This is a genomic window from Acidovorax sp. 210-6, assembly GCF_010020825.1.
Classification (GTDB): Bacteria; Pseudomonadota; Gammaproteobacteria; order Burkholderiales; family Burkholderiaceae_C; genus Simplicispira; species Simplicispira sedimenti.
In genome coordinates, this window is record NZ_JAACJE010000001.1 from 1 (window position 1) to 23,015 (window position 23,015).

At 68.0% G+C, this 23,015-nt stretch carries 22 protein-coding genes and 1 pseudogene; 11 read left to right on the forward strand and 12 right to left on the reverse strand.

The window, feature by feature from the left end:
- Positions 1–435, reverse strand: a pseudogene (locus GWK50_RS00005) (excinuclease ABC subunit UvrA); the annotation flags it as partial.
- A 241-nt stretch (positions 436–676) separates the two neighbouring features.
- Between GWK50_RS00005 and GWK50_RS00010 the strand changes: the two are divergent.
- The gene (locus GWK50_RS00010; protein ID WP_162017949.1) at positions 677–1,855 is read left to right on the forward strand and encodes an MFS transporter; all 1,179 of its coding nucleotides are present in this window, start codon (positions 677–679) and stop codon (positions 1,853–1,855) included.
- Between the two features lie 92 nt (positions 1,856–1,947).
- Positions 1,948–2,490 carry a single-stranded DNA-binding protein gene (ssb, locus tag GWK50_RS00015; RefSeq protein ID WP_162014700.1) on the forward strand — a complete coding sequence of 181 codons (543 nt, stop codon included), beginning with the start codon at positions 1,948–1,950 and terminating at the stop codon, positions 2,488–2,490.
- A 101-nt stretch (positions 2,491–2,591) separates the two neighbouring features.
- On the opposite strand, the gene mnmA is transcribed toward ssb, so the two are convergent.
- A complete protein-coding gene (mnmA, locus tag GWK50_RS00020; RefSeq protein WP_162014701.1) occupies positions 2,592–3,707 on the reverse strand; it encodes a tRNA 2-thiouridine(34) synthase MnmA in 1,116 nt (371 codons plus the stop codon).
- Between the two features lie 151 nt (positions 3,708–3,858).
- On the opposite strand from mnmA, the gene GWK50_RS00025 reads away from it, so the two are divergent.
- Positions 3,859–5,349 (forward strand): M20 family peptidase, encoded by a 1,491-nt coding sequence (locus GWK50_RS00025; protein ID WP_162014702.1) that lies wholly within the window; start codon positions 3,859–3,861, stop codon positions 5,347–5,349.
- Here GWK50_RS00025 and GWK50_RS00030 read toward each other — a convergent pair whose 3' ends face one another.
- Positions 5,350–5,835, reverse strand: a complete 486-nt coding sequence (locus tag GWK50_RS00030; protein ID WP_162014703.1) for an NUDIX hydrolase — start codon at positions 5,833–5,835, stop codon at positions 5,350–5,352.
- A 23-nt stretch (positions 5,836–5,858) separates the two neighbouring features.
- Between GWK50_RS00030 and GWK50_RS00035 the strand changes: the two genes are divergently transcribed.
- The gene (locus tag GWK50_RS00035; protein WP_162014704.1) at positions 5,859–6,947 is read left to right on the forward strand and encodes a DUF533 domain-containing protein; all 1,089 of its coding nucleotides are present in this window, start codon (positions 5,859–5,861) and stop codon (positions 6,945–6,947) included.
- A gap of 1 nt (position 6,948) precedes the next feature.
- Here GWK50_RS00035 and GWK50_RS00040 read toward each other — a convergent pair whose 3' ends face one another.
- From GWK50_RS00040 to GWK50_RS00055, 4 genes are all read right to left on the reverse strand, one after another.
- Positions 6,949–7,485 carry a GNAT family N-acetyltransferase gene (locus GWK50_RS00040; protein ID WP_242455242.1) on the reverse strand — a complete coding sequence of 179 codons (537 nt, stop codon included), beginning with the start codon at positions 7,483–7,485 and terminating at the stop codon, positions 6,949–6,951.
- Between the two features lie 79 nt (positions 7,486–7,564).
- Positions 7,565–8,926 carry a sensor histidine kinase gene (locus GWK50_RS00045; RefSeq protein WP_162014705.1) on the reverse strand — a complete coding sequence of 454 codons (1,362 nt, stop codon included), beginning with the start codon at positions 8,924–8,926 and terminating at the stop codon, positions 7,565–7,567.
- Entirely contained in the window at positions 8,923–9,594 is a 672-nt protein-coding gene (locus GWK50_RS00050) for a response regulator transcription factor (RefSeq protein WP_162014706.1), read from the reverse strand. The genes GWK50_RS00045 and GWK50_RS00050 overlap by 4 nt, the downstream gene beginning before the upstream one ends.
- On the reverse strand, positions 9,575–9,934 hold the full coding sequence (locus GWK50_RS00055) for a PepSY domain-containing protein (protein ID WP_162014707.1): 360 nt from the start codon (positions 9,932–9,934) through the stop codon (positions 9,575–9,577). Before GWK50_RS00055 ends, GWK50_RS00050 begins: the two co-directional genes overlap by 20 nt.
- Before the next feature lie 107 nt (positions 9,935–10,041).
- Here GWK50_RS00055 and GWK50_RS00060 point away from each other — a divergent pair, with 107 nt between their 5' ends.
- The 5 genes from GWK50_RS00060 to GWK50_RS00080 are packed head-to-tail and all read left to right on the forward strand — an operon-like array spanning position 10,042 to position 15,526.
- Positions 10,042–11,412, forward strand: coding sequence for a ferric reductase-like transmembrane domain-containing protein (locus tag GWK50_RS00060; RefSeq protein ID WP_162014708.1), 1,371 nt, complete (start codon positions 10,042–10,044; stop codon positions 11,410–11,412).
- A 22-nt stretch (positions 11,413–11,434) separates the two neighbouring features.
- On the forward strand, positions 11,435–11,863 hold the full coding sequence (locus GWK50_RS00065; protein ID WP_162014709.1) for a PepSY domain-containing protein: 429 nt from the start codon (positions 11,435–11,437) through the stop codon (positions 11,861–11,863).
- A gap of 47 nt (positions 11,864–11,910) precedes the next feature.
- Positions 11,911–12,387: a DUF2271 domain-containing protein gene (locus GWK50_RS00070; RefSeq protein WP_162014710.1), complete on the forward strand. Its 477-nt coding sequence runs from the start codon at positions 11,911–11,913 to the stop codon at positions 12,385–12,387.
- A gap of 9 nt (positions 12,388–12,396) precedes the next feature.
- Positions 12,397–14,580 (forward strand): PepSY domain-containing protein, encoded by a 2,184-nt coding sequence (locus GWK50_RS00075; RefSeq protein WP_162014711.1) that lies wholly within the window; start codon positions 12,397–12,399, stop codon positions 14,578–14,580.
- Entirely contained in the window at positions 14,561–15,526 is a 966-nt protein-coding gene (locus tag GWK50_RS00080; RefSeq protein ID WP_162014712.1) for an FAD:protein FMN transferase, read from the forward strand. The genes GWK50_RS00075 and GWK50_RS00080 overlap by 20 nt, the downstream gene beginning before the upstream one ends.
- Positions 15,527–15,547: 21 nt before the next feature.
- On the opposite strand, the gene GWK50_RS00085 is transcribed toward GWK50_RS00080, so the two are convergent.
- From GWK50_RS00085 to GWK50_RS00100, 4 genes are all read right to left on the reverse strand, one after another.
- On the reverse strand, positions 15,548–15,832 hold the full coding sequence (locus GWK50_RS00085) for a hypothetical protein (RefSeq protein ID WP_162014713.1): 285 nt from the start codon (positions 15,830–15,832) through the stop codon (positions 15,548–15,550).
- Between the two features lie 152 nt (positions 15,833–15,984).
- Positions 15,985–17,985: an LTA synthase family protein gene (locus GWK50_RS00090; RefSeq protein WP_162014714.1), complete on the reverse strand. Its 2,001-nt coding sequence runs from the start codon at positions 17,983–17,985 to the stop codon at positions 15,985–15,987.
- A 12-nt stretch (positions 17,986–17,997) separates the two neighbouring features.
- Positions 17,998–18,480: a diacylglycerol kinase gene (locus GWK50_RS00095; protein ID WP_162017951.1), complete on the reverse strand. Its 483-nt coding sequence runs from the start codon at positions 18,478–18,480 to the stop codon at positions 17,998–18,000.
- Positions 18,470–20,236, reverse strand: coding sequence for a phosphoethanolamine--lipid A transferase (locus GWK50_RS00100; protein WP_162014715.1), 1,767 nt, complete (start codon positions 20,234–20,236; stop codon positions 18,470–18,472). The genes GWK50_RS00095 and GWK50_RS00100 overlap by 11 nt, the downstream gene beginning before the upstream one ends.
- Positions 20,237–20,359: 123 nt before the next feature.
- On the opposite strand from GWK50_RS00100, the gene GWK50_RS00105 reads away from it, so the two are divergent.
- Together GWK50_RS00105 and GWK50_RS00110 are read left to right on the forward strand one after the other, a co-directional pair.
- A complete protein-coding gene (locus GWK50_RS00105) occupies positions 20,360–21,031 on the forward strand; it encodes a response regulator transcription factor (RefSeq protein ID WP_162014716.1) in 672 nt (223 codons plus the stop codon).
- A complete protein-coding gene (locus tag GWK50_RS00110) occupies positions 21,028–22,470 on the forward strand; it encodes a HAMP domain-containing sensor histidine kinase (protein ID WP_162014717.1) in 1,443 nt (480 codons plus the stop codon). The genes GWK50_RS00105 and GWK50_RS00110 overlap by 4 nt, the downstream gene beginning before the upstream one ends.
- Before the next feature lie 33 nt (positions 22,471–22,503).
- On the opposite strand, the gene GWK50_RS00115 is transcribed toward GWK50_RS00110, so the two are convergent.
- Complete coding sequence (locus tag GWK50_RS00115; RefSeq protein ID WP_162014718.1) at positions 22,504–22,989, reverse strand: hypothetical protein; 486 nt, start codon at positions 22,987–22,989, stop codon at positions 22,504–22,506.
- Between the last annotated feature and the right edge of the window lie 26 nt (positions 22,990–23,015).

The window sequence follows — 23,015 nt, forward strand, 5'->3', positions numbered from 1 at the left end:
GCAGTAGGGCGTACCGGCGCGCGCAAACAGCAGGCGCAGGTAGTCGTGGATCTCGGTCACCGTGCCCACGGTGGAGCGCGGGTTGTGGCTGGTGGCCTTTTGCTCGATGCTGATGGCCGGCGAGAGGCCCTCGATCAGGTCCACATCGGGCTTGTCCAGCCGCCCCAGGAACTGGCGTGCATAGCTGGACAGGCTCTCCACATACCGGCGCTGGCCCTCGGCGTACAGCGTGTCGAACGCCAGGCTGGACTTGCCCGAGCCCGACAGCCCGGTGATCACCACCAGTGCGTTGCGCGGAATGTCCAGGTCGATGTTCTTGAGGTTGTGCGTGCGCGCCCCGCGGATGCAGATGTGCGCCTGGGCGCGCAGCACCTGGGCCAGCGGCCGCCCGGTCTCCGGCGTGGCGGTGTCTTGCGGTGGGGATGGGGGGGGCAACGGGGTCACGGCAGAGGGCGCGGTGCGCCAGAAGGGGAACTCTCCATGATAGCCAAAAGGGCTCTGGACGGTAGCCGCCCTCCTGGCCGCGCCGGATCGCGGACAATCAGGGTTTTTACCAGCGCCGCCAGGCCTGCCCTGGCGGCCCATTCTCTGCGTGCCCGAATCCACCGTGTCCTCGCCCGCTTCTCCGACCGCTGCCCCGGCCGCACCGGGGCGCCCGCATGACAGTGCCAGCGCCATGACTGCGCAGGAGCGCCGCTCCAGCGTCAGCCTGGCGCTGATCTTTGCGCTGCGCATGTTTGGCTTGTTCCTGGTGTTGCCCGTTTTTGCGCTGGAGGCACGCAAGTACCCCGGTGGCGACGACCCGGCCCTGGTGGGCCTGGCCATGGGCATGTACGGGCTCACGCAGGCCTTCTTCCAGTTGCCGCTGGGCATGGCGTCCGACCGCTTCGGGCGCAAGCGCGTCATCGTCGCCGGGCTGCTGGTGTTTGCCGTGGGCAGCCTGTGGGCCGCACTGGCCAACGATGTGATGGGCCTGCTGCTGGGCCGGGCGCTGCAGGGCGCGGGTGCCGTGTCCGCCGCCGTCACGGCGCTGCTGGCCGACCAGACGCGCGAGAGCGTGCGCACCAAGGCCATGGCGCTGGTGGGCATCAGCATCGGGCTCATGTTTGCGCTGGCCCTGGTGGCAGCGCCGCTGCTGGCGGCGCAGTTCGGCCTGGCGGGGCTGTTCTGGCTGACCTTCGGGCTCACCGTGGCGGGCATTGCCACCGTGCTGTGGGTGGTGCCGCCCGAGCAGCCCCGCAGCACGCACGGGCAGCCCGGCCGCCTGGCCGACGTGCTGCGCAATGCCGACCTGATGCGGGTGAACTTTGGCGTGTTCGTGCTGCACACCGTGCAGATGGCCATGTGGGTGGCCGTGCCCGCCATGCTGGTGCAGGCCGGTTTGCTCAAGGGGGCGCACTGGCAGGCCTATCTTCCCGCGCTGGTGCTGTCCATCATCGCCATGGGCGGCCTGCTGGCCATGGAGCGGCGCGGTCGCCTGCGCGCGGCCATGCTGCTGTCCATCGGCCTGATCCTGCTGGTGCAGGTGGGTCTGGGCGTGGTGGCGCTGGGTGGCGGCATGCCATCGCTGTGGGGCCTGGGGGCGCTGCTGTTCGTGTTCTTCTGCGGCTTCAACATGCTGGAGGCCACGCAGCCCAGCCTGGTCTCGCGCATGGCGCCCGGCAGCCTGCGCGGCGCAGCCCTGGGGGCCTACAACACCCTGCAGTCGCTGGGCCTGTTTGCGGGCGGTGCCCTGGGCGGTGCGCTGGCCAAATGGGCGGGCGCCCCTGGCCTGTTCGCCGCCACGGCCCTGCTGGCGGCTCTTTGGCTGGCACTGACCTGGCCCCTGCGGCCCGTGGCCAAGGCGGGTTCTTAGCTGCGACGGGCAGCCCGGGCGCTTGCGGCACAATCGGGCGTTTGGCGCCGTGAGATACAGGCGGCGCCCATCCAACTTCGAGGTAGAGCAGCATGGCATCCGTGAACAAAGTCATCATCGTCGGCAACCTGGGGCGTGACCCCGAGATGCGCACCTTCCCCAGCGGCGACCAGGTGGCCAACGTGACCATTGCCACCACCGACAAGTGGAAGGACAAGCAAAGCGGCGAGATGCGCGAGGCCACCGAATGGCACCGCGTGGTCTTCAACGGCCGCCTGGCCGAGATCGTGGGCCAGTACCTGCGCAAAGGCTCCCAGGTCTATGTGGAAGGCAGCCTGCGCACGCGCAAGTGGACCGACCAGCAAACCGGCCAGGAGCGTTACGCCACCGAAATCCGCGCCGACACCATGCAGATGCTGGGCAGCCGCCAGGGCATGGGCGGCGGACAGGCGGGTGGTTATGACGACGGCGGCTACGGCGGCGATGCCGGCGGCTACGACCAGGCGCCGCGCCGCGCTGCTGCACCCCAGCGTCCGGCCCCCGCGCCGGCAGCACGCCCGGCCCCGGCCCCCGCGGCCCAGGCGCCGCGCGCGTCCTCGGGCTTTGAGGATATGGACGACGACATTCCGTTCTGATGCCCAGGCCCTGACCGCACGGCCGGCGGTCAGGACATCATATTGCTATTAAAATAATAGCTATCAGCGCTTAATTGGCGAGCGCTGGAGGCCAAAAAGACTCAAAGCGACGTATCAACTGCTGCAATCACCCCGCCCCCCAGGCAGACCTCGCCGTCGTACAGCACCGCGCTCTGGCCCGGGGTCACGGCCCATTGGGCTTCGGGGAATTGCAGGGCCACCCCGTCGGGGGAGGTCTCCAGCGTGCAGGCGGCGTCCTGCTGGCGGTAGCGCGTCTTGGCGGCGTAGGCGCCGGGCGCGGGGGCGTGGCCCGCGCACCAGCTCAGGTCCTGCGCCACCAGCCGGTGCGACAGCAGCCAGGGGTGGTCATGCCCCTGCACCACGCGCAGCGTGTTTTTCTCCAGGTCCTTGCGCGCCACGAACCAGGGCTCGTGTGAGCCGCCGCCGCGCTGGGCGCCCTTTTCCTTCACGCCGCCAATGCCCAGGCCCTGGCGCTGGCCCAGGGTGTAGAACGACAGGCCCACATGCTGGCCCAGCTTGCGCCCCCGGTCGTCCAGGATGGGGCCTGGCGCGTGGCTGATGTAGCGGTTGAGGAATTCGCGGAACGGCCGCTCGCCGATGAAGCAGATGCCGGTCGAATCCTTTTTCTTCGCGTTGGGCAGGCCAATTTCAGCGGCAATGCGACGCACCTCGGTCTTGTGCAGTTCGCCCACGGGGAACAGCGTTTTCGAAAGCTGGGCCTGGTTCAGGCGGTGCAGAAAGTAGCTTTGGTCCTTGGAGGGGTCCAGGCCCTTGAGCAGTTCGAACAATCCGGTCGTGGCGTTCTGGCGCACGCGCGCGTAATGCCCGGTGGCAATCTTCTCGGCGCCCAGGCGCATGGCGTGGTCGAGGAAGGCCTTGAACTTGATTTCGGCGTTGCACAGCACGTCGGGGTTGGGCGTGCGCCCGGCCTGGTATTCGCGCAGGAACTCGGCGAACACGCGGTCCTTGTACTCGGCGGCGAAGTTGACGTGCTCGATCTCGATGCCGATCACGTCGGCCACGGCGGCGGCGTCCACGAAATCGACGTTGGACGAGCAGTATTCGCTGTCGTCGTCATCTTCCCAGTTCTTCATGAAGATGCCGACCACCTCGTGGCCCTGTTGCTTGAGAAGGTGGGCGGTGACGGCGGAATCCACCCCGCCGGAGAGGCCCACCACGACGCGGTGCTTGTTCATGGTGCCAATTATCGCCAGGGTGGCCGCCATGGCGATTTCGCCCCGGTTGCTGGCGGTATTGCCATTGCGCGAGTGCGCCGGTGCCGCGTAGCATTCGGTAGCACCTGTGGTGGGGCACGCACATCTGCCGCAGACGATAGGAGACGCACCCATGACCAAGAAGATTCTCGGGGCACTGCTGGCCCTGTTCCTGCTGCTGGCCGCTGTGCTGGCCGTCAACACGCTGCGCAAGGGCTCGCGCCAGTTGCCGGTGGAGCCGCTGGCGCCGGTGGCGGTGGACGAGGTTGCGGCCGCCCAGCGCCTGGGTGCGGCGGTGCGTTTGCCCACCATTTCCGCGCGCGACGATGCACAGCTCAGCGCCGACCAGTTCCAGGCCCTGCATGCCTTGCTGGCGCAGCAATTTCCCAGGGTGCATGCCCAACTGCAGCGCGAGGTGGTCGGGGGCTTGAGCCTGCTCTACACCTGGAAGGGCACCGACCCGCAGGCCAAGCCCGTGGCGCTGCTGGCGCACCAGGACGTGGTGCCCATCGCCCCTGGCACCGAGGGTGACTGGGCGGTGCCGCCGTTCTCGGGCGCGGTGAAGGATGGCCACATCTGGGGCCGGGGCGCCTGGGACGACAAGGGCAACCTGCTGTCGCAACTGGAGGCGGTGGAGATGCTGCTGGCCCAGGGCTACCAGCCGCCGCGCACGCTGTACCTGGCCTATGGCGCCGACGAGGAGGTGGGCGGCCAGCGCGGTGCGGCGCAGATCGCGGCGCTGCTGCAGTCGCGTGGCGTGCAGCTCGACTTTGTGCTCGACGAGGGCCTGCTCGTGCTCGACGGCGTGATGCCCGGGCTGGCGCGGCCCGCCGCGCTGATCGGCGTGGCCGAGAAAGGCTACATGTCGGTGGTGCTGCGCCTGTCGGCCACACCGGGGCATTCGTCCATGCCACCGCCGAAGGGTACCAGTGCCATTGCCATGCTCAGCGCGGCGCTCAAGCGGCTGGAAGACGAGCAACTGCCCGGCGGCATCCGGGGCGTGGCGGCCGAGATGTTCGACACCCTGGCGCCCGAAATGGGTGGCTTCTCCAGGGTGGCGCTGTCCAACCTGTGGCTGTTTGGCCCGTTGGTACAAAAGCAGCTCGAAGGCGCTGCCAGCACCAATGCGCTGCTGCGCACCACCACGGCGCTCACCATCGTCAACGCGGGCAACAAGGAGAACGTGCTGCCCGGCCGCGCCGAGGCCACGGTGAATTTCCGCCTGTTGCCCGGCGACACCAAGGATGGCGTGCTCCAGCACATGCGCAACCAGGTATCGCAGGCCGCACCGCAGGACCGCTTCGAGCTGTTTGCCCTGCCTGGCGCCGTGGAGGCGTCCAAGGTGGCGCCCACCGATTCGGCCCAGTACCGGGCGCTGCAACAGACCATCCGCGAGGTCTTTCCCGACGCCCTGGTGGCGCCGGGCCTGATGGTGGCGGGCACGGACTCCATCCACTACGGCGCCATCAGCGACCATGTCTTCAAGTTCTCGCCCATCCGGGCCAACGCGGAAGACCTCAAGCGCTTTCACGGCACCAACGAGCGCCTGAGCGTGCAGAACTACGCCGAGGCCATCCGCTTTTACCACCGGCTCATCCCGCAGGTGGCAAAGGGGGCGCAGTAATCAGCCGTTGGGCTGCAGCACGCTGTCGTCGGTGTGCACCAGGTTCAGCGAAAAGCGCTGGCCCGCCAGGTAGTCGTCCAGGCAGCGCAGCAGCAGCGGGCTGCGGTGGCGCTCGCGTGTGGCACGGATTTCCTCGGGTGTCATCCACACGGTGCGCACAATGCCCTCGTCCAGCGCGCGCCAGCCGTGGTGTGTGCCCAACTGCCCCGCAAACGCAAAGCGCAGGTAGGTGATGTCGTCGCCCGTGCGCGTGCGCCGAAAGCGGTTGAGGTACACCCCCACCACGGCCGTGGGCGTAAAGTCGTGCGCGGTTTCTTCCAGCACCTCGCGGATGCAGGCCTGGATGGGCGATTCGCCCGGGTCCAGGTGCCCGGCCGGGTTGTTCAGGCGCAGGCCGTCGGCGGTGTCTTCCTCCACCAGCAGAAAATGCCCGTCGCGTTCGATCAGGGCGGCCACGGTGACGTTGGGTTTCCAGCGGTTTGGCATGGCGGCGATTATCGCCAGCATCGATGACAGGGAACTGCCATGCCCTGTGTGCACTCCGAGCACAGGAATCGCGCTGCGCTTCGGTGCTGTTGCGCAGCGCCGCTGATTTCACCACCGCCCAAAGGACTGGCATGCAACAAGACTCCCGCAACGCCCTGCTCACCCTGGCCCTGTTCGCCGCATTTGCCGATGGCCACAAGGCCGACAGCGAGCGCGAAGCCATCCGGCGCATCGCCGAATCGTTGAGCGACGACCAGGGAGGGCACCCCCTGGCCACCTTGTACCAGGACGTGTTGCTCCAGCGTGTGACGGTGCCGGGTGCCGTGGCCGCGCTCACCGACCCCGCGCACCGCCAGCTGGCCTACGAAATGGCCGTCTGCGTGTGCGATGCAGACGGCAGCCAGAGCGCCGCAGAGCAGCGCTTTCTGGCCGATCTGCGCAGCGCGCTGGGCTTGGCGCAGGACGCCGGGCTGCGCGACTTCGAGGCCCAGGCCGATGCGGTGGCCGCGCAGACCATGGCGGCGCCCCCGTCCTGGCGCGCCGGTGCAGCGGCAGCGGCCGCAGCCCCCACGGCTGCCGCTGGCACGTCCACCACACAGGATGCCGAACTGGACAAGACCATCCTCAACGCTGCCATCCTCAACGGCGCGCTCGAGCTGCTGCCGCAGTCGTGGGCTTCCATGGCCATCATTCCGCTACAGATCCGGCTGGTGTACCGCATTGGCCAGGCCCATGGCGTGGAGCTGGACCAGGGCCACATCAAGGAATTCATCGCTGCCGCCGGCATCGGCATGACCTCGCAGTACATCGAGCAGTTCGGCCGCAAGCTCCTGGGCGGCCTGGTGGGCAAGGCGCTGGGCAAGACCATGGGCAAGGTCGGTGGCGCGGCCACGGGCATGGCCTTCTCGTTTGCCACCACCTATGCGCTGGGCCAGTTGGCCAAGCGCTACTACGCCGGGGGCCGCGTGATGGATGCGGCCCTGCTGCGCTCGACCTACGAAGACCTGCTGGCACCCGCACGCCAGATGCAGACCCAGTACCTGCCGCAAATCCGCGAGCGTGCGGCCACGCTGGACGCAGGCAAGGTCATGGCGCTGGTGCGCGGCGGCTGAGCTACAGGGGCGCGCTGTCCAGGCGCCGCATCATGTACACCGCGTCGCGCCCATAGGCCGCCAGGCGCTCGCGCTGGGCGGTGTCCTGCAAGGTGTAGGCGACATAACCGTGGTGCTGCCAGAAGCCCTGCGAGCCCTGTACCGACACCAGGGCTGCACGCTGCAGCCCCCGGCGTTGCGCGCCCTGCCACAGCGTGTGCAGCAGGCGCGCGGCCATGCCCTGGCCCCCAAGCTCGGGCAGCACGGCCAGGTCGTGCAGGTACAGGGTGTCGGGGTGGGGGGCGGGTTCAAACTCGCCGTGCAGCTGTGTGACCTTGCCCATCATGGAGTCGTAGGCCGCCAGGTAGGCCATGACGCGGCCCTGCACCTCAAGCACCAGCGAGCACTGCGTCGGGCAGGCAATGCGCTGCGCAAACACCTCGGCGCTCTCCACGTATCCGCCGCCATAGCAGGAGCGCTGCACGTCCAGCAGACCGGGCAGGTCGGCCAGGGCCAGGGGGCGGATCAGCAGGCCGACGGGCAGGGGTGGGAAAGACACGGTGGTTCAGTGAAAAGGCGGGGAAACTGCCCGATTGTGCGTCAGTTTTCCGACGTGCCCACCGGTTGGGGTAACGTGCTCAGTCGGCGCCCGGCAGGCACAGCTGCAGGCGTGCGCCGCCCAGGGGCGAATCCAGCGCTTCCACGCTGCCGCCGTAGGTGTGGGCCAGGGTCTGCACGATGTTCAGGCCCAGGCCCGACCCTGGGTGCTGTTCGTCGAGTTGCACGCCGCGTTCAAACATGCGTTCGCGTTGGTCCGGCGCAATGCCGGGGCCGTCGTCGTCCACGGTGATGCACAGTGCGCTGCCTTGCGGCTGGATGTCCACCACCACGCGCTGGCGCGCCCACTTGCCGGCGTTGTCGATCAGGTTGCCCAGCATCTCGAACAAGTCCTGTTCTTCGCCCTTGAACGCCAGGTTCTGGGCCTGGGGTGCCAGCTCGAAACAGATCGCGCGCTCGGCGTGCAGGCGCTGCATGGTGCGCAGCAGGGCCTGCACCGGGGCCAGCGCAGGCGTGTGCAGGCCGGTCGCGCGCACGGCGGCCGCGGCACGGGCGTGGGCCAGGTGGTAGTCCACCTGCCGCTTGGCCAGGGCCACCTGCTCCTGCACCAATTGGGCCAGGGCGCCCTGTTCCTGGGCCGACGCATTGGCCAATATGGCCAGGGGCGTGTGCACGGCGTGGGCCAGGTTGCCCGCCTGCGTGCGTGCGCGCTGCACCATGTCGGCGTTCTGGGTCAGCACATGGTTGAACTCGTTGACCAGAGGTTGCAGCTCCTGGGGGTAGCGTCCTTCCAGGCGCTGGGTCTGGCCGCGGTGCACTGCGGCCAAGCCCTGGCGCAGCAGCGCCAGGGGCCGCAGGGCCAGGTGCAGTTGCACCGCAACGGCTGCCGCCAGGCACAGCGCCAAAATGCCCAGCGCGATGAGCAGCATCTGGGTGAAGCGATGCAGGGGCTCGGCCAGCAGCGCGCGGTCGCCCGCCACCACCAGGCGCAGTGGTGGTGCCTCCTCGTCGGGCAATTGCAGGCTGCGCTCCACGGCCAGCAGGGCATGGCCCTGGCTGTCCTGCAAGGCAAGGGGCCGGAAGCCTGTGCCTGGTGGGGGCGCTGCATCGGGCAGCTGCAGCACCTGGTCCCACAGCGAGCGCGAGCGCGCCAGCGCGGCCTGGGGCTGGGGCCCCAGCCGGTCGATCTGCCAATACAGGCCCGACAGGGGTTGCGACAAGCGTGGATCGGCGGCCATGCCGCCCACGCTGACGCGGTCAGGGGCCTGCCAGTCCACGGCGGCGCTCAACTGATCGAGCTGCACCGTCAGTTGGGCCTGCAGTTGCTGCGTGATGTGGTCCTGGAACAAGGTGCGCAGGCCCCACCCGACCAATGCGATGGTCAGCAGCATCCAGGCCAGCATGCCCGCCAGCAGGCGCAGGCGCAGGGAGCCGGCGTTCATTCCGCGCAGCCCGGTTCCACCAGGCGGTAGCCCAGACCGCGCACGGTTTCGATACAGCCGGCAGGGAGCTTTCTGCGCAGGCGCCCCACGAAGACCTCGATGGTGTTGGAGTCGCGGTCGCCATCCTGCGGGTAGATGTGCTCGGACAGCTCGGTGCGCGAGAGCACCTCGCCCTTGCGCTGCATGAGCAGGGACAGCAGCTTGAACTCGTGGCTGGTGAGCTGCAGCGGCATGCCGTCCACCAGCACGCGGGCCTGGCGTGTGTCCAGCAGAATCGGCCCGCATTGCCACTGTGCGCTGGCATGTTCGCCCAGGCGGCGCAGCAGGGCGCGCAGCCGGGCCAGCAGTTCTTCCATGTGGAAGGGTTTGGCCAGGTAGTCATCGGCACCGGCGTCCATGCCCGCGACCTTTTCGTGCCAGGCGCTGCGCGCCGTCAGGATCAACACCGGCATGTTGCGGTGGGCCGCGCGCCAGCGCCGCAGCACCGACAGGCCATCGAGTGCGGGCAGGCCCAGGTCCAGCACCACCGCGTCGAAGTCTTCCACGTCGCCCAGATGGTGGGCGGTGATCCCGTCGCTGGCGCATTCCACCGTGTGCCCGGCGGCGGTGATGGCGCGCTCCAACTGGTCGCACAGCGTGGGCTCGTCTTCAACGATGAGGATGCGCATCCCGGTCCTTTGTTTTTTCCTTGCGCCGCACTTCCAGCACTTTGCCGTCCACGGCATCCACCTTCAGCTTGGCCATGCGCCCGTCGTTCTGCAACAGGCGTATCTCGTAAATGTAGCGGCCGTCGTCCTCGTCGAAATCGACCTTCACTGCCTGGCCCTGGTAGTCGCGCTCCACCTTTTCGAGCACGGTGCGCAGGGGTTGCACCTTGCCCTGCACCAGGGCCTGTCGGGCCTTGTCGTGGTCGCCGTCGGCATGCAGCAGGGGGGTGGCGCCCGCCAGACACAGCGCCAAGGCGCGCGCCAGCAGGCGGCGATGGAAGGAAGTGGTGGACAGGTGCATGGACTGGTTTGTATCGCGCTGCCGATGAACCGCAGATGAACGCAGGTTTCAGCAAGCGTTCAAGCGGTATTTCCAACAATGGTCTGCAACAGGAAAGGAAGCATCGTATGCGGATCAAACTGGTCTTGGGTTTCTGGTTGCTGGGCATCACCCTGGCATGGTGGGCAGTGGCCCCTTCGGGGGCAGGCCTGGCGCCCGCGGCAGGTGCCGTGGGCGGGGGCGCTGCCTGGTGGGCAGCGCGCCAACAAATGATTTACCTCAGTGGCCTGTGGAGCGTGGGCCTGATGGTGCTGGCCATGCTGCTGGCGTTGCGCCTGCCCTGGATGGATCGGGCGCTCGGCGGCATGGACAAGGTGTACCGCTTGCACAAGTGGACCGGAATTGCCGCAGCGCTGACCGCCGTGCTCCACTGGGGAGCCAAGGAGTCGGGGGGCATTCTCAAGGCGCTGTGGGGCCGTGGCAGCAAGCCTGCCCGCGATGCCGTGCTGCCCTGGCTGACCGATGCGCGGGATTTCGCCAAGGACCTGGGGGAGTGGGCTTTTTACCTGCTGCTGGCCATGATCGCCCTCACGCTCCTGTCGCGCCTGCTGAACTACAAGCACTGGCGCCTGTTGCACCGTGCCATGCCGGTGCTGTTTCTGGCACTGGTGTTCCATTCGGTAGCTCTGATGCCCCTGGCTTATTGGTCCCAACCGTTGGGCCAGCTCATGGGTGCTCTGATGGCTGTGGGCAGCGGCGCAGCACTGTGGTCCCTGGCGGGCCGGGTGGGGCGCGCGCGCACCCATGCTGCACGCATCCAGTCGATAGAGCTGCTGGGCGAGGAGCGCACGCTGGCCCCCATCGAGGTGGTGTGCGCCTTGCCGTCCAGCTGGCCGGGCCACCGTGCGGGGCAGTTCGCCTTTGTGCGCTTTGACCAGGCCGAAGGCGCCCATCCCTTCACCATTGCCAGTGCGCCGGACGCCCTGGGCAGCAGCCTCCAGGGGGAGCCGCTCGTGCGCCTGGTGATCAAGCCCCTGGGTGACTACACGCGCACCCTGCACCAGCGGCTGCGCGTGGGGCAGCCGGTGGACATCGAAGGCCCCTACGGCCGCTTTGACGGCCAGGGCTCCGCCCACCGCACCCAGGTGTGGGTGGCCGCCGGTGTGGGGGTCACGCCCTTCCTGGCGCTGCTGGAGGCGCGGCAAAAAGAGTCTGCCGCCAGCGCGCCCGCCCACATGCATTACTGCACCCGCGACGCTGCGAGCGACCCGCTGCTGCCCCGCCTGCGCACTTTGTGCGCCCAGGCGCAGCCCGCGGTGCCGCTCACCGTGCACAGCGCGGCCCAGGGCCAGCTCCTGCGCCCGCAGGACTTGCAGGGCCTCGCTGGCCCCCTGGACATCTGGTACTGCGGCCCCCAGGGCCTGGGTGACACCTTGCATGCCCATGCCAGCACCCAGCGCTCCTGGCGGCTGCACCGCGAGTCGTTTGCCATGCGTTAACCCACCCCGAAGGAGAAGCACGATGAAACACACCTCCCCCCTGCGCACTGCACTGCTGGCCTTGGCCATGGGCCTTGCCACGCTGCCCACCTGGGCCGATGACGACTGCGATGCGCCGGTGGCCCGCTGGCAATCGCGCGAAGCCGTGCGCCAGATGGCCACCCAGCAAGGCTGGGACGTCCAGCGCCTGAAGATCGACGACGGCTGCTACGAGGTCTATGGCAAGGATGCACAAGGCCGGTCCTTCAAGGCCAAGGTGGACCCGGAGACGCTTCGGGTCGTCAAGATGAAGCGCCGCGACAAAGACCGGGACGGCGAGCGTTCCCGTGACCGCGACCGCCGCGCCGAGCGTGCCGCGCAGCCTGCTTCCGATGGCGCGGCTCCCGCAGCCGCTCCTGCCGCTTCACCTGTTTTCACCCCTGGCACCGCTGTGCGCGGCCAGGTCGAGTGAGGCCCGGCGCCTTGCTCTGTAACCCCCTCTGAACCGGAAAGAACACCATGTCCAAACCCCTTCTCACGGCCCTGGCCGCTGCCTGCGCGCTGTCCGTGCCTGCCTTGGCACAAGCGCGCCAGGTCACTCTGACCACCCAACTCAAGAACTATGGCGGCGACGGTGCTTATCTCGCCGTGTACCTGACCGATGCCAAGGGCGCCTACGCGGGCACGCTGTGGGTGGCGGGCGGCAAGGCCAAGTACTACAAGCACCTGTCCGACTGGAACCGTCTGTCGGCCGGCGACACCAAGCGCCTGGTGGGCGTGACGGGCGCCAGCGTGGGTGCGGGGCGCACGCTCAAGGTCACGCTCGATCTGGCGGACGCCCTGATCGATGCGGGCTACGAAATCCGCGTGGACGCCTCGGTGGAAAACATGCGTGACAGCCCCAGCGAAGTGCGCGTGCCGTTGTCGGCCAGCCAGGCAGGCAAGCCACAGGCGGGCAAGCAGTACATCCAGGCAGTGAGCTTCCAGCTTCAATAAAGGACAGGCATGAACTGGAAGACCCTCCACCGCTGGGTGGGGCTGCTGCTGGGTGCCCTGGTCCTGGTGCTGGGCATGACTGGCGCACTGCTGGCGTTCGACCCGGTGCAGCATGCCTGGCGTGCCCGACCGGCAGACCCTGGACTGACCGTGGCCACGCTGGCCGAGCGTGTGGCGCGTGGCGTGCCCGGCGCAGAGGAAATTCGCCGCCTGCCCTCGGGCGCCATCGTGGTGTTTGGTTTTGATGGCGAACAGGCGCAGGCATCGTATGTGGACCCGGCCGATGGCCGTGTTCTGGGCGCCTACCAGGCTTCCGCGCTGCCACGCTGGGTGAAGAACCTGCACCGCGCGTTCTTGCTGGGCGACGCTGGGCGCTGGGGTGCCGCAGGCGTTGCGCTGGGTCTGGGGCTGCTGTGCGCCTCGGGCCTGGTGTTGCTGCTGCGCCGCATGGGCGGCTGGCGTCACATGGCAGGGCGTGTGCGTGGCACGCTGGCGCAGCGCATCCATACCGTCACGGGCCGGGTGTTGCTGGCCGTGTTGTTCCTGACATCGGTCACGGCGCTCACCATGAGCGCCTCCACCCTGGGCCTGGTGGTGCTGGATGCCGGCGTCGAGCCCGAGGTGGCCTCCGTGCCCACCGGTCAGGCCGCTTTGCCCGTGGGTCAACTGGCGCCCTTGCAGGGCCTGGCGGTGCAGGACCTGCGGCGCCTCAACTTCCCGGACGCCGCCGACCCGCAGGACACCTGGAAGCTCGCCACGCGCCAGGGCGCTGGCTGGCTGGATCGCTACACCGGCCAGCGCTTGGCTTGGCAGGACGCCACCCTGGCGCAGCAGGCGGTGGACTGGGCTGTGGTGCTGCACACGGGCGAAGCCGCCTGGCCCTGGGCCGTGGTGCTGGGGCTGGCAGGTGCGAGCGTGCCGCTGTTCTGGCTCTCGGGCCTGCTCATCTGGTGGCAGGCACGCCGCCAGGCGCCGCGCACGGCCCACAACAGCACACTGGCGCAGGCCGATGTGCTGGTCTTTGTCGCCAGTGAAGGCGGCAGCACCTGGGGCTTTGCGCAGTCGCTGCACGAAGCGCTGGTGCAGCAAGGCCACCGGGTACACACGTCGTCGCTGGAGCAGTTTCAGACCACGCCCGCCACGCGCCAGGTATTCATCCTGGCTGCCACCTACGGCGATGGCCAGGCACCTACGCATGCACGCCTGGCCCTGCAGCGCATTGCCGCCGCACCGGTGGCCGCCACACCTGTGACCGTGTTGGGTTTTGGCGACCGCCAGTACCCTGGCTTTTGCGCCTACGCGCAGGCCCTGGATGAGGCCCTGCGCGCGCGGGGCTGGCCCACGTTGCTGCCGCTGGAGTGCATCCACCAGCAGTCCAGCCAGCAGTTCGCCCGCTGGGGCCAGGCGCTGGAGCAAGCGCTGGGGGCGCCCCTGCCCCTGCACTATGTGCCGCGTCTGCCACCCACCACGGCGCTCGCGCTGCAGGCGCGCCAGGACTACCCCGGGCGGCCCGGTCAGCCGACGGCCATTTTGCGTTTCGCCTTGCCCGCGCAAGGTGGGCTGGCGCACTTCGACGCAGGCGATCTGCTGGGTATCGTGCCGCCGGGCAGCAGCGTGCCGCGCTACTACTCGCTGGCCTCGGGCTGGCAGGATGGCTTTGTGGAAATCTGTGTGCGCCAGATGCCTGGCGGCCTGTGCTCCACGCACCTGCTGGGCCTGGTGCCAGGCGGCAGCGTGCAGGCCTTCGTCCGACCCAATCCTGGTTTTGCGCTGGGGCGCTCGCGGCGCAGCGTGGTGCTCATTGGTGCGGGCACCGGCGTGGCGCCGCTGGCCGGTTTCATCCGACGCAACGAGGGGCACAAGCCCATGTTCCTGTACTTTGGCGGGCGCGATCCGGCGTGCGACGACTACTTCGGGCCCGAGATCGCGCAGTGGCAACAGCAAGGGCGCGTGGCGGGTGTAGCCAAGGTGTTTTCGCGCATCCCGGGGGGCGGCGGCTATGTGCAGGACGCCCTGCGCCGTGACGCCGAACATTTGCGCGGCCTGCTGGCGCACGGTGCCCTGGTGCGCGTGTGCGGCAGCCAGGCCATGGCAAGCGGAGTGGCCCAGGCGCTGGATGAGCTGCTGGCCCCGCTGCACCTGAGCGTGCAGCAGCTCAAAGCGGAGGAGCGCTATGCCGAAGATGTGTTCTGAATCCGCAGTCGCTGGGCATGCCACGCTGCACGGGCCCACCATGGGTACGCGCTGGTCCGTCACCTGTGCACCTCTACCCGAGGCGCAGTGGCACACCCTGCGCCAGGACCTGGCCGCTGCCGTGGAGCAGGTGGATGCGCAGATGTCTCCCTGGAAGCCCGACAGCGACCTGGTGCGCCTGAACCACGCGCCGGTGGGTGCTTGGGTGAAACTGCCGAGCGAGATGCTGGAAGTCCTGACCTGCGCACTGGACATCGGCTGCCTGAGCCAGGGCGCCTTCGACATCGGCGTGGGTGCGCTGGTGGACGCCTGGGGCTTTGGCGCGGCGCGCACCGCGCCCGATGCCGCCGCCATCGGCAGCGCACGCAGTGCCGCCCATCCACCCACTCATACCTGCCTGGAGCTGGACGCCACCCAGGGCCGCGCACGCAAGCACGCGGCGGTGCAGATCGACCTGTGCGGCATCGCCAAGGGCTACGCGGTGGACCGCATGGCGGCGGTGCTGCAACAGCAGGGGGTGCGCCATGCGCTGGTGGCACTGGACGGTGAACTGCGCGCCGTGGGGGGGCAGCCGGGCGGTGGTGCCTGGCCCGTGGCGCTGGAGCAGCCCGAGGCCGGACGTCGCGCAGTGCGCGGGGTCATCGAGCTGCAGGATCTTGCCGTGGCCACCTCGGGCGACTACCGGCATTTCTGGGACGTACAGGGCCAGCGCCTGGCCCACACCATGGATGCGCGCAGCGGCGCACCCGTGCACAACGGGGTTGCTTCGGTCACGGTGCTGGCACGCAGTTGCATGCATGCCGATGCCTGGGCCACCGCGCTGCTGGTGGCCGGCCCTGGTGCTGGCCTGGCCCTGGCGCAGCGCATGGGGCTGGAAGCCCTGTGGCTGCTGCACCGTGAAGGCGCTCTGGTGGAGGTGGGGCTGGGGCGCTTTGCCCCAGCGTAGCCCCGCCCTCGGGAGCGCAGCTCAGGCGCCGGACTGCGCCGAAGCCACCCAGTGCAGCCCCTTGCCGCGGCTGAAGTAGTAGTCCCCTTGGGGGCTGATGACCACCGCGTGGTGGGTGGCCGGGTCGCTGAAATACTGCCATCCATAGCCCGGCTCCTGGGCGCTCACGCTGGTGGGCACCGGGCGCATGTCTTGCAGATTGCGTTCGGCCGTCGGGGTGCGGCGGTGGTCATGTTCGCCCGCCAGCAGCGGGGTGGACACCAGCGAGGCCAGCACGAAGGCGGAGATAAAGGGGATGGGGTTCATGGCGATCTCCTCGCAAGAAAGGCCAGTCGAAAGTGACTGTGCCTAAAGTCTGCGCCGGAGGGCATGAATCGCTGCTGAACGGCTTGTTGCACTGGCGTTCAGCAAGGGGGCGGCGCCGCCATCCATTCGGCGGGGCGTGCCCCGCCGTGCGGTCAAGGCAGACGGTAGAGCTGCGACCGATACAGCCATGCCCCCAGCTGGACATGCGCGAGCGCGCGCTCCTCCATGGCCTTGCCGTTCTCTGGTGGCTGCGCAGCGGTGGTCAGGTGCTTGCGCGCCGGGTCGTAGTCAGCGTGCGATGCTTCCTTGCCCGGACGCAGGATCACCACCTTCTGTCCCTCCATCCAGGCATAGTTCTGCTCGTACTGCATCATCGCCCGGCCTGGGAGGCTGTCCGGCTCACGGGTCAGGTCGCGTCCGATCATTGGGTGCTTGGCATCGACCCCCATCAAGGACAGCAGTGTGGGCGCAAGATCGATCTGGCTGGCCACCGTTTTGACCTTGCGCTGCGGAATGTCCGCGCCAAAGATCAGCCCTGGAATATGGAAGCGCTCGATGGGAACCAGGCTGTCGCCGCGCACGCGGATGTCATGGTCGGCGACGACGACGAAAACCGTGTCTTTCCAGTAATCGCTGGAGCGGGCCTTTTTCACAAACTGGCCGAGTGCGTAGTCGGTGTACTTGACCGCGTTGTTGTCCGTGCCCTTGGGCTGCTCGTACAGCTCGATGCGGCCGTCCGGAAACTCGAAAGGCGTGTGGTTCGACGAAGTGAACACGAGCGTGAACGAGCGCTTGCCTTCGGCGTGCTTGGCCAGCAGCCGTTCGTGTGTCTTGTTCAGGAGATCCTCGTCCGAAACACCCCAGCTTCCCTTGAAGACCGGGGATTCGTAGTCGTTCTGGTCCGTGACGCGGGAGAAGCCGTTGGCCATGAAGAAGCCGCGCATGTTGTCGAAATGGGATTCGCCACCGTAGATGAACTCCGACTCGTAGCCCTGCTTTCCGAGAATCTGTGCCAGCGTGGAGAAGTTGTTCTGCGCCAGCGACAGCTTCACCACCGACTGCGCCGGCGTGGGCGGGAATCCTGTGACCACCGCCTCGATGCCGCGCACCGAGCGGGTGCCGGTGGCATAGAGTTGTTCAAACCACCAGCCCTGTTCCTTGAGCTTCTCGATTTCCGGTGTCACGGGGACGCCCCCCAAGGATTCGACAAAGGTGGCGCCCAGGCTTTCTTCCAGAATGATCACCAGGTTGAGCGGCCGCTCGCGCCGGATGCTTGCTTTCTGATCGGTCAGCGTCGGGATGTCCTGGTCTCCGATCAAGGGCCGCGTGTCTTGCAGGAGTTGGCGTGTGGCCTGCACCTGCTGCAGGATGTCGCGCTCTTTCATCGACCCGTAGATTTCGCTGGAGCGTGCCTCATGCTTCATGCCGTAGATGGCGTGTGCCACCGACCAGGTCGAATTGAGGATCAGCGTGTTCACCATGGCATCGTTGGTGAGCGCGAACAGCGCGGGGTTGGCCGGGCGGTGGTCAAAGCTCGACCGGATGGCCACCAAGGCCAACAGCGCCAGCAGCGGCCAGGTCAGCCACAGTTTCAGGCGGGACCAGGACGGCGCCACCGTCAGCCACGCTCGGGTCAGCCGCACCATGGCCCACACGACGAAGATTGTGGCAAGCGTTCCGCCCACCAGGTGGAGGCGAAAGCCGTTCCACAGCATGGGGAACACTTCGGCGGGGTATTTCAGGTATTCGACGAACAGGCGGTTGGGGCGCGAGTCGTATTCGTTGATGAACGCAGGCGATGCCATCTCCAGCAGGGCCAGGAGCGCGACCGACAGAACCACCCAGTACCTGCTCAGCACACGCCAGAACCGCCAGGTCCGGTGCATGGCCAGCACCGGTGCCAGAAGCAGCAGCGGCAAGCCGAGCAGACTCAACTGGATGATGTCCACGCGAACGCCCTGGAGCAGCATGTCGGGCCAGATGCCGGTGGCGGCCACGCGATCCCACTGCCACAGCATCAGCGCGATGCGCGAGAGCGACAGCATCGGCAGGCCGACAAGGAACAACAGGCCGATCGGCGCGTAGGCGCCCAAAGGACTCAAGAGGGACCACAGGCGCGCAGTGGGCGCCTGGTGATTGCGGGGTTCAAACATGGGAGTGCGTCTTCATCCGGAATGGACCGGGCTCCAGAGCCGTGACCACAAGGCCCAGCCCCAGGTGCCTGCGCACAGCAGGAGCGCCAGCAGCACAGCGGCACTCCCCAGATCCTTGGCCTGCTTGGCCAGCGCGTGCCATTCCAGGCCCACCCGGTCCACGGTGGCCTCAACGGCGCTGTTGAGCAGTTCGGTGACCATCACGAACACCACGACAAAAACCAGCGCAAAAACCTCCAGCCAGGTCTGGCCCAGCCAGAAGGCCGCGGGCAGCAGCACGGCAGCCAGGCAGGCCTCCTGCCGAAAGGCGGTTTGTTGCCACCCTGCCTGCAAGCCTTGCAGCGAATAGCCGGTGGCGTACCACAGGCGTGTCAGGCCGGAGCGTAGCTTTTGGGGGTTGGCCGGGGTTGTGGGTGTGTCGTTCTTGGGGGAGGCTTGCACAGGCTGCGTTCCATGCTCGGGCGATGGTCTCGAAACCGCGATGTTACGCGGCATCTTGACGCGTTGCAGGGCGGCAGCTGGCAAAGGCATCCAACTGGGTCCGGTAGGTGCTGCTGCGCACGTCCAGCAGGCCCAGCACCGAGTGGTAGAAATGGTCGTGCGTCAGGGCTGCGTCGGTGCCTGCGCGCAGGCAGCGCTCGGCCACTTGCGTGCGGGCCAGCAACGTGCCGGGCCACAGAACCCAGGGCACATGCTTTTGCACATCGGGTGCAATCACATAGGGCAGGCCGTGCAGGTACAGGCCGTTCTCACCCAGGGATTCGCCGTGGTCGGACAGGTAGATCAGCCCGGTCTCAAAGCGATCCTGCTGCGTCTGGAGCCAGTCGATGGTGCGGCTGACAAAATGGTCGGTCTCGACGATGCTGTTGTCGTACACGTTGACCAATTGACCGCGGCTGCAGTCCGAGGTGACATGGGTCGCGCACTCCGGCAAGAAGCGCTTGTTGGCTGGGGACGAACGGCGGTGGTAGGCCGGGCCATGGCTGCCCATCTGGTGCAGCACCAGGACCGTGCCCTGGGGTTCGCCCGCAGCCTGGAGCGCCTTCAGGCGCTGGTCGAGCTGCTCCACCATGATCTGGTCCAGGCATTCGTCGTCCTTGCACCATTGGCTCAGGGCTGCAGCACTGGCGATCTTGTCCGCCTGGGCGTTCGAAATGCGGTTGCACACCCCTTTGCACCCGGCCTGGTTGTCCAGCCAGTCCACGCGCAGGCCGGCTTGCTGCAGCACGTCGAGCAGGTTCTCGTATTCAAACTTGCGGCCCTCGAAGCCCTCCTTGCCCAGGTGCGAGAACATGCAGGGCACCGAAGCCAGCGTGTTCGTTCCGCAGGAGCGCACATTGCGCCAGCTGATGACATGGCGTGCCTCCATCTCCGGCGTGGTGTTGCGTGGGTAGCCGTTGAGGCCAAAGTGGTCCGAGCGCGCGGTCTCTCCCACCACCAGCACCAGCAGGGGCGGTTTGTGGCCCGCTGCGACGCCAGCCGCCGTGGCGCGCTTCAGGGGTGGGGTGTAGCTGGCGCCCAGGGCGGCGTCTTCGCTGATGCGCTGGAACGGACGCTTGGACTTGAACAGCGGCTTGAGCGTGACGTTGCCCACGGACACCAACGTGGACAGCGGGTTGATCAGGAAGCGGATTTCCGTGTGGTTGCGCACCAGGGGCGCCATGGGCTTGTACAGCAGCTTGGCCCCCAGCCCGACCACGCCGAAGCCAGCCAGCACCAGCAGGGCAGAGCGCCACAGATCGCGGCGCCAGGCGCCGGGCTGCAGCCGCACGCCCGCCCACAGCACGGCCATGGGCAGCCCCGCATACAGCAGCACATGCAGCAGCAGGCCGCTGCCCATCAGTGCCATGGTCTCGCTGGTGTTGGTTTGCAGGGCGTTGCGCACCATGCTGGGGTCCACCACGATGCCGTAGTGCAGCATGAAGTACTGCACGGCGGCTGCGGTGACCAGCGTCACGCTCCAGCCGATGCGGCGCAAGCCCGGCCACGACAGCAGCATGAACCACAGGAAGGTGGCAGCGGTGAGCACCAGGGCGGTCCACAGTTGCTCGGTGCCGCTCAGGCTTTGTTCCTGTGCCAGTTGCGACAGCCTGGCCCACCAGGCCTGGTTCAGGCCCACGGTGCACCAGATGGCCAGCGCCAGCGCAGCCCAGCGCGGGGCGACGGTGGGGCGCGAAAAGGGGGGCAGCATGCGCTTTCGCTGCGCAGGGGCGGCAGGGGCCGCTGGGGAGGGCAGAACCAGTTCTTTCATGGTTGCGCAATGTAGAAAGCGCGCCTGAATATCCAGTGAAGCGGTCGTTCAGACTCCGTTCAGCTTTGCACGCATGCGCTGGAGCCCCATACACTGGCTACTTGTCACGCGTGGAGTCGTCAATTGCGCATCTTGTTGGTGGAGGATGATCGCCCCCTGGCCCAGGCCGTGCTGGGGTACTTGCAGGCCAAGCAGTTCAGCGTGGACTGGGCAGAGAACCTGCAGCAGGCGCGCGCCCTGGTGGCCGTGACGCACTATTCCGCCGTGCTGCTGGATCTGAACCTGCCCGACGGTGAGGGCCTGCAACTGCTGCCCGCGCTGGCCAGCACCGCCGCCGCGCAGGAGTCGCGTCCCACGGTCATTGTGGTCACGGCGCGGGACCAGGTCAGCGACCGCATCCGGGGGCTCGATGCAGGTGCCGATGACTACCTGGTCAAGCCCTATGACCCCGAGGAGCTGCTGGCGCGGCTGCGCGCGGTGGAGCGTCGGCGCGGTGCGCAAAGCAGCTCCACCGTGACCCGCGGCGAGGTGCAGATCGACCTGGCGCGCGAGGTGGTGCGCAATGGCATGGTGCCGGTGGTGCTCACCCCCAAGGAATGGGCCTTGCTGCGCGTGCTGGCCAGTCGCCCCGGCCAGACCTTTACGCGTGAGCGTTTGCTGGAGGCGCTGTACCAATGGGATGGCGCCAGCGACAGCAACACCCTGGAGGTCTTCATCAGCCGCCTGCGGCGCAAGCTGGGCAGCGATCTGATCGAAACCGTGCGCGGCACGGGCTACCGATTGATGGCGCAATGAACCGCACCCGTCCTCCTGCGCGCGCGCAGAGCCTGGCCCAGCACCTGAGCCGCACGCTCATCCTGGCGGTGGTGGCGGTGTGGCTGGTCAGCACCGGGTTGGTCGCCTGGTTTGTGGACCGCCAGATCCAGCACAACTTTGACGTGGAACTGGTGGAAAGCACACACCGCCAGCTCTACCCCGCGTTGCTGGATCTGAAGCTGGTGCGTCGCGCCGATTCTGCAGGTGCCTATGTCGCCGTCGATGAGCGCGGCGAGCCCCTGGAGCCGCAGGTCACGGGCGAGGTGCCCGGCGACTACCGCGAAGAGCCCTTGCTGCTGCAATTGCGCGACGCACAGGGTGGGGTGCTGCTGCGTTCCCCGGCCGCGCCGGGGGCGCCGTTTGCGGCGCCCTTGCAGGCCGGATTCTTCGATACCCCCGAGTACCGGGTGTACAGCCTATTTGATGCGCCGCACCGTGTCTGGTTGCAACTGGCCGACCCGCTGGAAGAGCGCAACGAGGCCAGCGAGCGCACGCTGCTGGGCCTGGTGGCTGTGTTGCTGGTCATGCTGCCGGTGCTGGCCTGGCTGATCCACTGGATCGCGCGGCGCGAACTGCACAGCGTCAGGCGCCTGCAGCAGCAGATCACCGCCCGCAGCGGCAGCAACCTGCAGGCGCTGGACCTGGCCCACATGCCGCAGGAGCTGCGCGCGGTGGGCGACGGCGTCAACCAGTTGCTCGGGCGCCTGGGCGAAGCGCTGAATGTGGAGCGTTCCCTGGCCGCCAATGCGGCGCACGAATTGCGCACCCCCCTGGCCCAGGTGCGCCTGCGCCTGCACACGGCCCTGGACCAGGCGCAGTCCCACCACAACAGCCCCGGTGCGACCGACGGCTGCGTGCCCGAGACCGAAGTGCGCGCTGCCTTGCAGTCGCTGGAGACCCTGAGCCATCGCACCGAGCGGCTGTTGCAACTCTCGCGCGCCGAAGGCGCAGATCTGGCCCATTTCGGCCGCGTGAACCTGGTGCAGTTGGCCGAACAGGTGGCGCAATCGTTCTGGCAGCAGCCCCAGGCGCAAAAGCGCCTGGACTGGTTGGCGCCCGACACCGACACGCCGGTCTGGGTGCAGGGTGACATCGACGGCCTGGCCATTGTGCTGCGCAACCTCATCGACAACGCGCTGCACCACACCGATGCCCAGGTGGAGCTGGAAGTCCAGCCCGGCGAGCGCCCCGCGCTGGTGGTGCGCGACCACGGCAGGGGGCTCACTGCGGCGCAGCTGGAGCAAATCCAGTTGCGCCATGCACGCATCGGCAGCCAGCACATCGGTTACGGCCTGGGCATGTCCATCGTGCGCACCCTGGCCGACAAGCATGGCGCCGAACTGGTGTTCAGCTCCCCGCCTGCGGGCTGTGCGCAGGGCCTGGAGGTGCGGCTCGTTTTCCCCGCCGCCGCTGGGTGAGAGCTGCGTACCCCGCGCGGGGCCCAGCGTGGACTATGGCAACGCTGAACAAGTCCCTCGCACGTCGCCCACGCCACGCCAGGCGGCCTCCTGCACCTCCAGGGGCAGTTCGTGGGCCAGGGCGGTGTGCTCGCGCTCGTGGTGGTGCTCCAGCACGTGGCGCAGTGCGTGCGCGGCGTCCAGCAGCATCAGCACCGCGTGGCGGCGTCCGGACTCGTCCTGCGGTGGCTGCTGCGCGACGGCTTGCACACGCTCCCGGTATTCCTCGGCCAGCAGGGCGATGCGCTCATGCTCCAGCAGGTACACGCGCGCCGCCCAGCGCGCACCCGCGGGCACATGGGGCAGCAGGCGGGTGTTCTCGATGGCGATGTGTTCCTGCAGGCCACCATGCCATTGCTGCAGGTGCTGTAGTGCGCTGGTGAAGTCCGCGCCCGCCACGTCGAGCAGGTGGGCGTGCAGCAGGGCATCCAGCCGTTCATGCTGGCGCTCGAAGTGACCGGGGCTGGGGGCGTGGGACATGGTGCGCTGGGTGGGGCTGTGGTGCA